General features: G+C 61.3%; 10 protein-coding genes. 1 reads left to right on the top strand and 9 read right to left on the bottom strand.

The window, feature by feature from the left end; all coding sequences use genetic code 11:
• Positions 1 to 21: 21 nt before the first annotated feature.
• The 6 genes from sufD to aroC all read right to left on the bottom strand — a co-directional run bounded on the left by sufD (position 22) and on the right by aroC (position 8382).
• Positions 22 to 1257, bottom strand: a complete 1236-nt coding sequence (gene sufD / locus Q5H31_RS04880) for a Fe-S cluster assembly protein SufD (RefSeq protein WP_013140642.1) — start codon at positions 1255 to 1257, stop codon at positions 22 to 24.
• A 5-nt stretch (positions 1258 to 1262) separates the two neighbouring features.
• Positions 1263 to 2762, bottom strand: a complete 1500-nt coding sequence (sufB, locus tag Q5H31_RS04875) for a Fe-S cluster assembly protein SufB (RefSeq protein WP_012577909.1) — start codon at positions 2760 to 2762, stop codon at positions 1263 to 1265.
• Between the two features lie 228 nt (positions 2763 to 2990).
• The gene (locus Q5H31_RS04870; RefSeq protein ID WP_007052143.1) at positions 2991 to 4652 is read right to left on the bottom strand and encodes a CTP synthase; all 1662 of its coding nucleotides are present in this window, start codon (positions 4650 to 4652) and stop codon (positions 2991 to 2993) included.
• Positions 4653 to 4879: 227 nt separating this feature from the next.
• A complete protein-coding gene (gene aroQ / locus Q5H31_RS04865; protein WP_012577911.1) occupies positions 4880 to 5326 on the bottom strand; it encodes a type II 3-dehydroquinate dehydratase in 447 nt (148 codons plus the stop codon).
• 163 nt (positions 5327 to 5489) lie between these two features.
• Complete coding sequence (locus Q5H31_RS04860; RefSeq protein ID WP_060621164.1) at positions 5490 to 7112, bottom strand: bifunctional shikimate kinase/3-dehydroquinate synthase; 1623 nt, start codon at positions 7110 to 7112, stop codon at positions 5490 to 5492.
• A gap of 82 nt (positions 7113 to 7194) precedes the next feature.
• On the bottom strand, positions 7195 to 8382 hold the full coding sequence (gene aroC, locus Q5H31_RS04855) for a chorismate synthase (protein WP_023658228.1): 1188 nt from the start codon (positions 8380 to 8382) through the stop codon (positions 7195 to 7197).
• A gap of 63 nt (positions 8383 to 8445) precedes the next feature.
• Here aroC and Q5H31_RS04850 point away from each other — a divergent pair, with 63 nt between their 5' ends.
• Entirely contained in the window at positions 8446 to 8919 is a 474-nt protein-coding gene (locus tag Q5H31_RS04850) for a peptidase A24 (protein WP_161972109.1), read from the top strand.
• Between the two features lie 166 nt (positions 8920 to 9085).
• Here Q5H31_RS04850 and mltG read toward each other — a convergent pair whose 3' ends face one another.
• Genes mltG through alaS form a run of 3 tightly spaced genes read right to left on the bottom strand, consistent with a single transcriptional unit; the run spans position 9086 to position 13426 of the window.
• Complete coding sequence (gene mltG / locus Q5H31_RS04845) at positions 9086 to 10267, bottom strand: endolytic transglycosylase MltG (protein ID WP_109087473.1); 1182 nt, start codon at positions 10265 to 10267, stop codon at positions 9086 to 9088.
• A gap of 13 nt (positions 10268 to 10280) precedes the next feature.
• On the bottom strand, positions 10281 to 10736 hold the full coding sequence (gene ruvX, locus Q5H31_RS04840; RefSeq protein ID WP_012577916.1) for a Holliday junction resolvase RuvX: 456 nt from the start codon (positions 10734 to 10736) through the stop codon (positions 10281 to 10283).
• An 8-nt stretch (positions 10737 to 10744) separates the two neighbouring features.
• Positions 10745 to 13426, bottom strand: a complete 2682-nt coding sequence (gene alaS / locus Q5H31_RS04835) for an alanine--tRNA ligase (protein WP_022527564.1) — start codon at positions 13424 to 13426, stop codon at positions 10745 to 10747.
• Between the last annotated feature and the right edge of the window lie 17 nt (positions 13427 to 13443).

The following is a 13443-nucleotide window of genomic DNA, read 5'->3' as shown; positions in this document are numbered from 1 at the left end:
GTGCTCCTAAAAATGCTGTTCTTACTTGTCTTCGAGGACCTGTGCCATGGCGTCGTTTTCGCCACGGGCCAGTCGGCGGTCAATCACGGTCATCAGATGTTCGGAGATGGCGGGAATGCCGATTTCCTCGACGAGTTCGCCGAAGAAGCCGCGCACCACGAGCTTGCGGGCGTCGGTTTCGGGGATGCCGCGGGATTCGAGGTAGAACAGTTCCTCGTCGTCGAAGCGGCCCACCGAAGAGGCGTGACCGGCACCGATGATGTTGCCGTTTTCGATTTCGAGGTTCGGCTCGGAATCGGCGATGGCGCCCGGGGTCAGGACCAGGTTGCGGTTGAGCTCGTAGGAGTCGGTGCCGGGGGCGGTGGGCTGGATGAGCGCGTTGCCCACCCAAGTGGAGTGCGCGCCCTTGCCGTCAAGCGCGCCCTTGTAGACCACGCGGGACTTGCAGTCGGGGTGGTTGTGTACCACCATCGTGCGGTGTTCGATGTGCTCGCCGGGGTCCACGAAGTAGATGCCGAGCATGTTGAGGTCGCCCTGTTCGCCGCCGAAGTCCTGATCCATGCGGATGCGGACGATGTCGCCGCCCAAGGTCACGACGGAGTGGCGCAGGGATGCGCCTTCGCCGACATGGATGCGGTGGTTGGCCACATGCTTGGCGGTTTTGGCCCATTCCTGAACGAACGTGGTGGAGACGTGCGAGTCCTTGCCGGTGGTGATTTCCACGCCTTCGGCCAGTCGTGCGTCACCGTCGTGTTCCACGACGACGTCCGCATGAGCCTTGTCGGCGGCGGCGATCACCAGATGGAAGGCGTCGAGGTCCTCCCCCGCGCCGTGCACCTTGACGAGCACGGGCTGGGCGATCTCACCGGACAGTTCCAGAATGGTTGCGGTGTGGCCGGATTCCCATTCGACTGCGGAGACGCGGTCATTGGGCTTGGACACAGTGCCGGACAGGCCCTCACCGAGCTTGATCTGGCTGAGCTTCACGCCTTCGGCCAACGGCGAGCCGTCAATCATGGAGACTTCGATCTGCGTTTCGCCGGAAGGCTTGAACACGGTGAAGAACTCGTTGATGCGCTCGATAGGCGTGTAGCGCCATTCGTCCTGCTTGCGGCTGGGCTCCGGGTAGTCGCCTGCGTTGAACGAACGCACGGCATGGTCCACGGAGGACGGCATGGCGGCCGGAATCGCGTACGGGTCGTTGGGGTCGGCGACCGGAATCTTGATTTCCTTGACGGGTGTTGCGTTGTCGGTCATCGGAATCAGCCCACCGATCCTTCCATCTGAAGTTCCACAAGTCTGTTGAGTTCAAGCGCGTATTCCATCGGCAGCTCGCGGCTGATCGGTTCGACGAAGCCGCGAACGATCATGCCTCGCGCCTCTTCCTCCGTGAGTCCTCGGCTCATCAGGTAGAAGAGCTGGTCTTCGGAAATCTTGGAAACGGTGGCTTCGTGGGCCATCGAAACGTCGTCTTCGCGAACGTCGACGTGCGGGTAGGTATCGGAGCGGGAGAAGTCGTCGACCAGCAGGGCATCGCACACGGTCGAGTTGGACGAACCGTACGCGCCCTTGACGATTTTGACCAGACCGCGGTAGGCGGAGCGGCCGCCGCCGCGCGAGATGGACTTGGCGACGATGGTGGAGCTGGTGTGCGGGGCGAGGTGAATCATCTTCGCGCCCGTGTCCTGGTACTGGCCCTTGCCGGCGAAGCCGAGGGACATGGTGGATGCCTTGGCGTACGGTTCGGCGAGGATGCAGGCCGGGTACTTCATGGTGGCCTTGGAACCGATGTTGCCGTCGACCCATTCCATCGTGCCGCCCTCACGCACGTAGGCACGCTGGGTGACGAGGTTGTAGACGTTGTTCGACCAGTTCTGCACGGTGGTGTAGCGCACGCGGGCGTGCTTTTCGACGATGATCTCGACGATGGCGGCGTGCAGCGAGTCCTCGGACCAGATCGGGGCGGTGCAGCCTTCCACGTAGTGCACGTAGGAGCCTTCGTCCGCGATAATCAGCGTGCGTTCGAACTGACCCATGGCCGGGGTGTTGATGCGGAAGTATGCCTGCAACGGGATGTCCACGTGCACGCCCTTCGGCACGTATACGAACGAGCCGCCGGACCATGCCGCGGTGTTGAGGGCGCCGAACTTGTTGTCCTCCGGGGGCACGACGGTGCCGAAGTACTTCTTGACGAGTTCAGGGTATTCGCGCACAGCGGTGTCCGTGTCGACGAAGATCACACCCTGCTTCTTCAGGTCCTCACGAATGGAGTTGTAGATTACCTCGGACTCGTACTGGGCAGCCACGCCGGAGACGAGGCGGTTCTTCTCCGCCTCCGGGATGCCAAGGCGATCGTAGGTGTTGCGGATGTCGTCCGGCAGCTCCTCCCACGACTTCGCCTGCTTCTCGATCGGCTTGACGTAGTACTTGAAGTCGTCGGCGTTGAAGCCGGAGAGATCCACACCCCAATCGGGCATGGGCTTTTCGAGGAACGCCTTGAATCCACGCAGACGCATGTCGAGCATCCACTGCGGCTCGCCTTTGTCGGCGCTGATCGCGCGTACGACGTTCTCATCAATGCCTCGTTTTGCGGCTTCGCCGGCGGCATCAGAATCATGCCAACCATAGTTGTAGTCGCCGAACTGGCTGATGATCTCGTCATCCTTCTTGATCTTGTCCTCGTTGACGCGGGTACGATCAGCCACATACTGGCTCATCTCCACGTCAGCGGCGGCGTTTGGTGCTGTGTTTTCGGTCACCATCCTGCCTTCCTTGTATCACACTTAACCCTATGAAAACCTAGCAGAACCCAAGTGCAAACACTAGCTGCCCTGACGCATATTGGCTGTGGGCTTGATTACATGCGGGCGCCATCGGGCCATGCGGCATCACGGATGGCGCCAAACGGCGAAGGCGTGGCGGCGAAGCATCCTGAGATGCCGTGCCGTCACGCCTTCATCGTGCGCGGACCGACCGCGCGGGATCCACGGTCAGCGCGCCGCCTGATGGTCGAGCGCGGCCTTGACCAGGCCGGCGAACAGCGGGTGCGGCTTGGTCGGGCGAGACTTGAACTCCGGGTGAGCCTGGGTGGCCACATAGAACGGGTGCACGTCCTGCGGCAGTTCCACGAACTCGGTGAGCTCGCCGTCCGGGCTTTGGCCGGAAATGCGCAGGCCTCCTTCACGTAGGCGATCCTTGTAGGCCACGTTGACTTCGTAACGATGACGATGACGCTCGGTGACGTGCGTGGTGCCGTACAGTTCGGCGACCAGCGAGCCTTCCTCCAGCTCGGCCGGGTAGGAGCCAAGACGCATGGTGTGGCCCATGTCGCCCTTGCCGGCCACGATGTCCTTCTGCTCTTCCATGGTGGCGATCACCGGGTTGGCGCAATCGGGCTCGAACTCGGAAGAGTTCGCGTCTTCAATGCCCAGCACGTGGCGGGAGTATTCGATGACCATGGACTGCAGGCCCAGGCACAGGCCAAGGGCGGGCAGCTTGGTTTCACGGGCGAACTTCAGGGCGCCGATCTTGCCATCGATGCCGCGGATGCCAAAGCCGCCGGGGATCACGATGCCGTCGACGTTGTCGAGAGCGGCGGCCGCACCTTCGGTGGTTTCGCAACGGTCGGCCGCAACCCACTTGACGTTGACCTTGGCCCAGTTGGCAAAGCCTCCGGCCTTGATGGCCTCGGTGACAGACAGGTAGGCGTCCGGCAGATCGATGTACTTGCCGACGATGGCGATGTTGACTTCATGCTTGGGGTGGTGGACGCGCTCAAGCAGGTCTGCCCATTCATCCCAATCGACATCGTGGAACGGCAGGCCGAGCTCACGCACCACGTAAGCATCAAGGCCCTCTTCAAACAGAATCTTCGGCACATCGTAGATGCTCGGCGCATCCACGCAGTTGACCACGCCTTCGGCATCGACGTCGCACATCAGGGAGATCTTGTCTTTGATGGACTGGTTGAGCGGGCGGTCGGAACGCAGCACCAGCGCATCCGGGGAGATGCCGAGCTGACGCAGCATCATCACGGAGTGCTGGGTGGGCTTGGTCTTGAGCTCGTGGGCGGCGGAAATGTACGGCACCAGGGAAACGTGCACGAACATGCAGTTGTCCGGGCCGAGATCGCGGCGCACTTCGCGGGCTGCCTCAAGGAAGGGCTGGGACTCGATGTCGCCGACGGTACCACCGATTTCGGTGATGATCACATCCACGTCATCGGAAGCCTGGGCGCGCATACGAGACTTGATCTCGTTGGTGATGTGAGGGATGACCTGCACGCACTGGCCGAGGTATTCACCGGCGCGCTCCTTGCGCAGCACTTCCTGATAGATCTGACCGGTGGTGACGTTGGCCTTCTGGCTCAGGAAGACGTCGAGGAAACGCTCGTAGTGGCCGATGTCGAGATCGGTTTCAGCACCGTCTTCGGTCACGTAGACCTCACCATGCTGGAACGGGTTCATGGTGCCCGGGTCGACGTTGATGTACGGATCGAGCTTTTGCTGCAGAACATGGATGCCGCGGCTGCGCAGCAGGCGGCCGAGGGAGGATGCGGTCAGGCCCTTGCCGAGAGAGGAAACAACGCCGCCAGTGACGAAAATATGCTTGGTGACGTGTTCTTGAGAATTACCATGTGTTCTTCTAACCATGGAATTCCACTCTATCATCCGTGTATGACCCGGCGTGTTCATGACGTGGCCGGTGTAGTCGCGCGTAGGCGGCCCGTCTCGTCCTGCCTTGGCCAGCATATGGTCGAATACACGGCGCACTTCAGGTCCATAGGGCGCACCAGGACGAGGATTCTGGTCCGATTCGTCGGAACAGGAATCCCGGGCTCAACGTCGACTGATACCCGGGATTGGCTGGAGGCTTGGTTCTATTCGCTCAGCAAGTGCGCCACAGCATCGAGCGCGAGCTTGTAGCCGTAGAAACCCATGCCGGTGATGGTGCCGGTGGCCACAGGGCTGATTACGGAACGCTTGCGGAACTCGTCGCGGGCGGACGGGTTGGAAATATGGACTTCCATAAGTGGCAGGTTCTCATCAATGACCATGTGCGCGGCGTCGGCGAGAGCATACGAATAGTGCGTGAAAGCGGCGGGGTTCATGACCACCGGGGTTTTCTCGTCGGCGGCTTGGTGCATCCAGCGCACCATTTCGGCTTCGTCGTCGGTCTGACGCACCTCGACTTCGAGGCCGAGGTCCTTGCCCCATTCGGCGCAGAGCTTGCGCAGGGTGTCGAGGTCTTGACGACCGTAGACGTCGGGCTGGCGGACGCCGAGACGTCCGAGGTTAGGGCCATTGACAACGATGACTTTGGTCATCGGGACTCCTTTTGTTTGTGCTTCTCTCCCTCCGCCCCTTCTGGGCACCTCCCTCATCAGAGGGAGGAAGAAGGTAGATCCGACTCCGGGGCACCTCCGTTAGAGGGGAGCCAAGTACTTTTTTCTGAGGGGATGGCGAACGGCACGGCCTGTGGCCGTTCAATTATTGCTGGATACGACGGAAGGCTTCTTCTACGGCGTCGGCGGGCGGGTTGTCAAGGTGTACGACGTGACCAATCTCGTCAAGGACCACGAAACGCAGTTCGTTGCCACGGGCTTTCTTGTCGCGATGCATCAATGCGAGCACGTCGTCGAACGAGCCGCCATGCCACGACGTCGGCAGACCCAGCGAAGCGAGCAACGAGCGGTGATAGTCAACCAGATCCTGATCGATGTAACCGATCAGATGGGCCAGCTCGGCGGCATACACCATACCGACGGCCACCGCATTGCCATGCCTCCAGCGGAAGTGCTCGAGCTTTTCGATGGCATGGCCCATCGTGTGCCCGTAGTTGAGGAATTCACGAAGACCCTTCTCCTTCAAATCGGAGGAGACGTGGTAGACCTTGACCTTTACCGTGCGCTCAATGAGCTCGGCAACCACGTCTTCGAGCGGCGAGCCGAGGAATGTAGAGCCGTCGAAAGCGCGCAGTTCAGCTGCGTGGTCTTCGAGGATATGCAGGATTTCGGGATCGCGGATGAAACCGGATTTGGCGACTTCGCCGAGACCCTCGATGAAGATGTCATTGGGTAGAGTAGCCAGCGTCTTGGTGTCGGCCAGCACACCGGCAGGCGTGTAGAACGAGCCGACGAGGTTCTTGCCCTGCGGGGTGTTGATGCCGGTTTTGCCACCGGTGGAGGCATCGACCATGGCCAGCAGCGAGGTCGGGCAGTTTACATAGCGCACGCCACGCATCCACGTGGCAGCCACGAAACCGGCCAAATCGGTTGCGGCACCGCCGCCAAGCCCCACCACGGCATCGGATCGGGTGAAACCTTCGTTGCCAAGGCGTTCCCAAATGCCGTTGGCCACGGTAATGGTCTTGCCGGGTTCGGCATCCGGAATCACGATGTCGGAAACCTCATAGCCGCCCTGACGCAACAGAGCGCGGGCACGATCGGAGTGTCGCTGCACCGACTGAGTGTGGATAAGCGCGATTTTGGCGGGTTTGGGTCCCAGCACATCGGCCAGATGGTTCATGGCACCTTCGCCAATGACCACATCATACGGCTCAATTGCCGCTCCGGTAACATGCACTGCTCGCTCAGATATCATATCAATCACTTTCTTCGCTGCGCCCTGAGGCGTAAGCCCCCGGGTATGGACATGAACGTTGGCGACCTCGCGGAATACCGGGTCACGCTGCTTGAACAGTTTCTTCCAACGGGAGTTGGCATTGCCATTGAGCATGGGCCGGCCTCCCCCGCGGTTCGCGCGTTCCATGGCCTCCGCCGGATCGGCGTCAAGGTAGACCACACGACCGCCATGGTCGATGTATGAGGCGAGGGCATGCTGGGTGGATGGCGTCATGGGAGCGCCACCGCCCAGCGAAAAGATACCGTCGAAATCCTCAAGCATATCGGCGATGAGATCGGCCTCGACCTCGCGGAATGCCGGCTCACCGTATTCCTCGAAGTAGGAGGGAATCTTCATGCCCACTTCACGTTCGATCTCCACATCGGCATCGGCGAACGGCAGACGCAACATATGCGCCACTTCCTTACCGACACGTGTTTTGCCGGCTCCCATCATGCCGATGATGACGGCGCGGGGGCGTGCGGTCATAATCTACGAATCCTCTCGACGATTGGTGGGTACAGTTGCTGATGGTTCCGTGGCAGTCGTCACGAAACCATACGCCCTTCGTTCAGCGCATGTGCTCCGGCCACGAGGCGAGATACGACTCAAGGTTGCGCCGTGTTTCGGCAACACTGTCTCCACCGAACTTATCCAGCGCGTACTTCGCCAAAGTCAGACGCACCATGGCCTCGGCCACCACGGATGCCGCAGGCACGGCGGTGCTGTCGGAACGCTGGTTGATGGCTTGTGCGGATTCGCCGGTCAGCACGTCGACCGTACGCAGGGCCTTGGGGATGGACGGAATCGGCTTCATGGCACCGCGTACGCGAATCACCTGGCCATTGGACATACCGCCTTCAATGCCGCCTGCACGGTTGGACAGACGGTCGATGCGGCCGTCGGCGTTGACCACGATCTCATCGTGCGCCTGCGAACCGGGGCGGGAGGCCTCCAGGAAGCCGTCGCCGATCTCCACACCCTTGAACGCCTGAATGCCCATAATCGCGGAGGCCAGAGCCGCGTCCAGTCGGCGGTCGGACTCCACATACGTGCCGATGCCGGCAGGCACACCGTAAGCCAGCACTTCAATCACGCCGCCCAACGTATCGGCGGCCTTCTTGGCTTCATTGATGCGTTCGATGATACGGACCTCGGCCTCTTTATCCAACGTACGCACGGGAGAGGCATCCAACGCTTCCAGATCGTCAGGTGTGGGCAACGGCAAATCAGGGTTGGTCTGCACGCCACCGAGCGCCACCACGTGGGCTACGGTGCGGATGCCGAACGCCTGATCCAGGAACTGCTTGGCCACCTCGCCCAAGGCCACACGGGAGGCGGTCTCACGGGCGCTGGAGCGCTCCAGTACCGGGCGGGCGTCGTCAAAACCATACTTGCGCATGCCGGTCAGATCGGCGTGGCCCGGGCGCGGGCGGCTCAGCGGCGCATTGCGGCCTTCGCGCGGCAGGTCATGGTCGAGTGCATCGGCGCTCATGACCTCGGTCCACTTCGGCCATTCGGTGTTGGCGATTTCGATGGCCACCGGCGAGCCGAGGGTCAGGCCGTGGCGTACACCGGTCAGCAGACGGACCTTGTCTTGCTCGAACTTCATGCGGGCACCGCGACCATATCCAAGTCGACGGCGTGCCAGTGCGGAAACGATATCGTCCGTGCTAATACGCACGCCGGCCGGCAACCCTTCAATCATGGCCACCAATGCTTCTCCGTGCGACTCCCCTGCCGTCTGCCAACGCAGCATAACTTCCCTCGTTTCATGTGTGTACGTCTATGTGTACGTCTAACTAGGGGTTAATGTTAAGCTATGCCATACCTGTTCACGCTACCCGGTCTGCTATGTGGGCTTGCACTGTCCATTGAGGATGTTCGTCATCGGCGGGTGCCGATCGCATGGGTGGCCGTGGGCGCGTTAATCCAGTTGGCCGCCGATTTCGCGTATGGAGTGGTGGCGAACGACCTGTTCGTGCTGTTGCAGGCACTGTTGTTCACCGTGCTATGTTGCCTGATCCAGTTCGCGTTGGCGTTGCTGGTGCCGCGGTCATTGGGATTCGGCGATGTGACCGCCTTGATACCTATGGGATTGTCTGTCGGACTGTTTGGCCTGTTGCCTATGGTGGTCTGGTGGCTGGCGATGGGCGTTGCCGGCATCACATGGATTGCCTTGTGGACGCGATTCGACCCACAACGCACATCACCGGCACATGCGGGCAAGGTGCCGTATGTGCCGGTGATATTGGCGGGCGCGATTGTGGCGGTGGTGGTTGGGGTGTTATCCTAGATTTCTCCTCCATCCGCTTTGCGGGAGCCCCGGGCTTAAGTCGAGCGTTACATTCCCCGCAGTGCTCCCCTCAGTCCGCTTTGCGGACAGCTCCCCTCGGCGAGGGAGCCAATGAAGAGACTAATGTCCGATCAGCTTCCCCAAGCGAAGGAAGCTAACGGGATGACTACTGGTTTTCGGCTTGCCACTTGCGTAGTTCGGCCACGTTCTGGTCATGTTCATCGGCGGTTGCGGCGAACTTGGTTTCGCCGGTGTCCAGATTGACCGTGCAGAAGTACAGCCAATTGCCGCTTTCGGGGTGCAGTGCCGCTTGAATGGCGCTATCGCCGGGATTGCTGATCGGCGTAGGTGGCAGGCCGGAGATCTTGTACGTGTTGTACGGGTTGGACTCGTCCTGGGTCATCTCGGTGGTCACCTGCGCGGGCTTGACGTTATTGCCATAGGCCACGGTGGAATCCATGCCCAACGACATGCCCTGCTCCAAACGGTTCTCGATGACTCGCGTCACTTTGCCGTAGTAATCGGCTTTGTTGACCTCGGCCTCGGCGATAGAGGCGATGATCATCACCCGTTCGCGGTCACTGCCGGTCGGCACGCCCAATTCATCCAACTTGGCGATACGCTTATCGACCATGGCCTTGAGGATTTCCGAAGCGCTCTTCATGCTCTTGACGTTGTAGGTTCCCGGCTCCAGCCATCCCTCAAAGCTACCGCCCGCTTCATTGGGCAGAATATCCTTACCCTTGTTCTTGATAATCGTGTCGAATTCGCTTTGGGAAATGCCGGAAAGCTTCGCGGCGTCGGCGAACACATCGGTGGCACGTTCACCGGGATGAACCTCAAGGAAGCCCGCCGCCTGGTTGGTATCGGAGAGAACGGCGATCACATCGGATGCGGCCATATGCTTCTTCAATGTGAACGTTCCAGGATAGAGTGTCGAGCTATTGGCGTTGACCACGCTGGTGAACGCGGCAGTGGACTTGATGACTTCGGCCTTGAGCAGATTATCGGCGATCTCCGCAGCGCCTTGGCCTTCGCTCACGGTGAATTCGACCTCGCCATAGCCCGGTCCCGGATAGTCCGCGATGGCCGTCGACTGGTTACTCCGGCTGTCGCGCCATGCGATGAGCTTGGTTACGCCGAAATAGCCGCCGCCGATAAGCAGGGCGACGATGGCGATAGCGATGATAATGCCACTGATACGCTTGCGCTTGCGATGTGCACGTCGCTTGCGCATCTCCTTGCGGGATTTCGGCGGTTCTGGCGGCTTGGCCCCGCGCATTGGTTCTGACCCCTGTTCGACCCAATGCGTGTTGTCATCAAAGAACTCGTTAAAATCATCGGTCATAACCGATACCTCACTACTCCCGGGTACGGTCGAGTGCCGTCTGCAAAATCACCACTGCCGACTGCTGGTCAACCACCGGCCTGTGCTTGTTCGAAGCTTTATGGGCCTCGAACAGTTGACGATGCGCACTGACTGTTGTTAATCTCTCATCTATCAATGACACCTGCGGAATCTGATACTCCGTAGAATCACTGTCTTCACTCTCTGCTTGCAGCCTCTTCTCCAGATTGGCCGCCCACCTGCGCGCTTTTTTGGCGCTTTTGCCTTCTGTACCGTCCATCTGCAGGGGCAATCCGACGATTACATGGTCCACATGTTCGTCTTCGATGACGTTCAGGACCTCGTCAATAGCAAAGAAATAGTCGCCGGCAACATGAATGTTGCCAGCAGGGTGTGCAAAGGTAAGCTCCGGGTCGGACAGTGCCAGTCCGACCCGGGCATTACCCAAATCAACGCCTAACCACACCACTGGCGGAATCAGGCTTTCTGCGCCTCGTGCTTGAGCGCTTCGAGGGCCTCACCGATCTTGGAGGCATCGACACCGCCACCCTGGGCGAAGTCCGGCTTGCCGCCGCCACCGCCGCCGAGGACCTTGGCTGCGCCACGCACCAGATCACCGGCCTTGATGCCGGCCTTGCGGGCGGCCTCGTTGGTGGCCACGGCGACCATCGGCTTGTCATCCTCGTTCACGCCGGCGAGGGCCACCACCACGGGGGCGTCTTCACCGAGTTGTGCGCGCACATCGAGCACGGTCTTGCGCAGGGCGTCGACCGCGCCGAAGTGGCCCACGTTCTTGACGGCCACCTTGACCGGGGCCGCGGAGTTCTTGGTGTCAGCAACCAGCGCCGGAACCGAGGCGGCCAGCTGGGACTCGTACATGGAGGCCAAGCGACGATCGGATTCCTTGAGCTTGGCGAGCAGGGCGTTCACACGCTCGGCGAGCTCGTCCGGGCGAGCGTTGAGCTTGTCGGACAGCTGGGAGACCAGCGCGTGCTCACGAGCGTTGAAGTCATAGGCACCCTGGCCCACAACGGCGTCGACACGACGCACGCCGGAGCCGATGGAGGCTTCGGACAGGATATTGACCATGCCGATCTTGCCAACGTGGTCCACGTGGGTACCACCACACAGCTCGCGGCTCCAGCCGTCTTCGCCGATGGAGACCACGCGCACGATGTCGCCATATTTCTCGCCGAACAGGTGCATAGCACCGAGGGCGATGGCATCGTCGAACTTCATTTCCTTGGTGGTCACGGCGAGGTTGTCGCGCAGCTTGTCGTTGACACGCTCCTCGACTGCGGAGATCACGGACTTGGCCGGGGCCTTGGACCACTGGAAGTCGAAGCGCAGACGGTTCGGGGCGTCTTCGGAGCCGCGCTGGGTGGCCTGCGGGCCAAGCTCCTCACGCAGCGCCTTGTGCACCATGTGCGTGGCGGTGTGCGAGCGGGCGATGGCGCCACGGCGGGCCAGGTCGATGTTGGCGTTGACTTCGGCGCCGACGACCAGCGTGCCTTCGGTCAGACGGCATTGGTGGACGATGAGGTCCTTGATGGGCTTCTGCACATCGTCGACTTCGAGCACGGCGCCGTCGTCGGACAGGATCTCGCCCTGGTCGGCGAGCTGGCCGCCGGCCTCCGCGTAGAACGGGGTGCGGTCGAGGATGACCTCGACGTTGGCCGGGCCGGTCACGGCGGGCACGGAACCCTTGCCTTCCTGCATGATGCCGATCACCTTGGCGCGGGCGGACATGTCGGTGTAGCCGAGGAAGTCGATCGGGCTGACGAGCGTCTTCTTGAAGTCGTCGTAAACGGAAAGATCCACGTTGTGACGCTTCTTGAGGGCGTCGGCGCGGGCGCGGGACTTCTGCTCGGCCATGAGTTCGCGGAACTTGGCCTCGTCCACCTTCACGCCCTGTTCGGCGGCCATCTCGAGGGTCAGCTCAATCGGGAAGCCGTAGGTGTCGTGCAGCTTGAAGGCGTCCTCGCCGGCCACGACGGGCTCGGCGGAATCGCTCTTGGCCTTGTTGACGGCCACGTCGAGAATCGTGGTGCCGGTCTCAAGGGTGCGGCGGAAGGCGTCTTCCTCGCCATACGCGGATTCGGACACCTCATGGAAGGTGTCGTTGAGCTCCGGGTAGCTGGCCTCCATGGCGGCCTTGGAGGTCGGGAAGAGGGTGGGCAGCACCGGATCGGTCACGCCGAGCATGCGCATGGAGCGCACGGTGCGGCGCAGCAGGCGGCGCAGCACGTAGCCACGGCCCACGTTGGACGGGCGCACGCCGTCGGACATGATCATCAGGGCGGAGCGCACGTGGTCAGCGACCACGCGGAAGCGCACGTCGGCGTCCTCGTTCTCGCCGTACTTCAGGCCGGAGAGCTGCTCGGCGGCCTCGATGACCGGGAAGACCTCATCGGTCTCGTAGATGTTGTTCTTGCCCTGCAGCAGGTAGGCCAGACGTTCCAAGCCGGCACCGGTATCGATGTTCTTGTTCTCAAGCTCGCCCACGATGTGCAGGTCGGTCTTGGACTTGACGTTGTCGACCTCGTAGTTCTCGAACACGAGGTCCCAGATCTCGATGTAGCGGTTCTCGTCGGCAATCGGGCCGCCTTCCTTGCCGAAGGCGGGGCCGCGGTCCACGTAGATTTCGGAGCAGGGGCCGCCGGGTCCGGGGCCACCGGTGGTCCAAAAGTTGTCTTCCATGCCCATCTTCTGGATGTGCTCGGGGTCCACGCCCTCGTTGATCCACATGGAACGGGCTTCGTCATCGTCGGTGAACGTGGTCATCCACAGCTTCTCGGGGTCGAAGCCGTAGCCGCCCTCATCCTGCGAGGTGGTGAGCAGCTCCCAGGCGTAGTGGATGGCCTCTTCCTTGAAGTAGTCGCCGAAGGAGAAGTTGCCGAGCATCTGGAAGAAGGTGCCGTGGCGGGTGGTCTTGCCGACCTCGTCGATGTCGAGCGTACGCACGCACTTCTGGTTGGAGGCCATGCGGCGCTTCGGCGGGGTCTGCTCACCCATCAGGTACGGGATGAACGGCACCATGCCGGCGATGGTGAAAAGCGTGGTGGGGTTCGGGGAAATCAGGGATGCCGAGGGCACGATGAGATGGTCGTGCTTGGCAAAATAATCGAGGTATCGCTTTGCGATGTCCGCAGTGCGCATGAGCGGATGAACTCCTT

The organism is uncultured Bifidobacterium sp. (assembly GCF_959020155.1).
Taxonomy (GTDB): Bacteria; Actinomycetota; Actinomycetes; order Actinomycetales; family Bifidobacteriaceae; genus Bifidobacterium.
The sequence above is the reverse complement of the archived record's forward strand: the minus strand, read 5'-3'. Positions and strand labels throughout refer to the sequence as shown.

Coding starts and splice junctions, on each gene's coding strand:
- sufD (WP_013140642.1), bottom strand. CDS start 1,257: ATGACCGACAACGCAACACCCGTCAAGGAAATCAAGATTCCGGTCGCC.
- sufB (WP_012577909.1), bottom strand. CDS start 2,762: ATGGTGACCGAAAACACAGCACCAAACGCCGCCGCTGACGTGGAGATG.
- Q5H31_RS04870 (WP_007052143.1), bottom strand. CDS start 4,652: ATGGTTAGAAGAACACATGGTAATTCTCAAGAACACGTCACCAAGCAT.
- aroQ (WP_012577911.1), bottom strand. CDS start 5,326: ATGACCAAAGTCATCGTTGTCAATGGCCCTAACCTCGGACGTCTCGGC.
- Q5H31_RS04860 (WP_060621164.1), bottom strand. CDS start 7,112: ATGACCGCACGCCCCCGCGCCGTCATCATCGGCATGATGGGAGCCGGC.
- aroC (WP_023658228.1), bottom strand. CDS start 8,382: ATGCTGCGTTGGCAGACGGCAGGGGAGTCGCACGGAGAAGCATTGGTG.
- Q5H31_RS04850 (WP_161972109.1), top strand. CDS start 8,446: ATGCCATACCTGTTCACGCTACCCGGTCTGCTATGTGGGCTTGCACTG.
- mltG (WP_109087473.1), bottom strand. CDS start 10,267: ATGACCGATGATTTTAACGAGTTCTTTGATGACAACACGCATTGGGTC.
- alaS (WP_022527564.1), bottom strand. CDS start 13,426: ATGCGCACTGCGGACATCGCAAAGCGATACCTCGATTATTTTGCCAAG.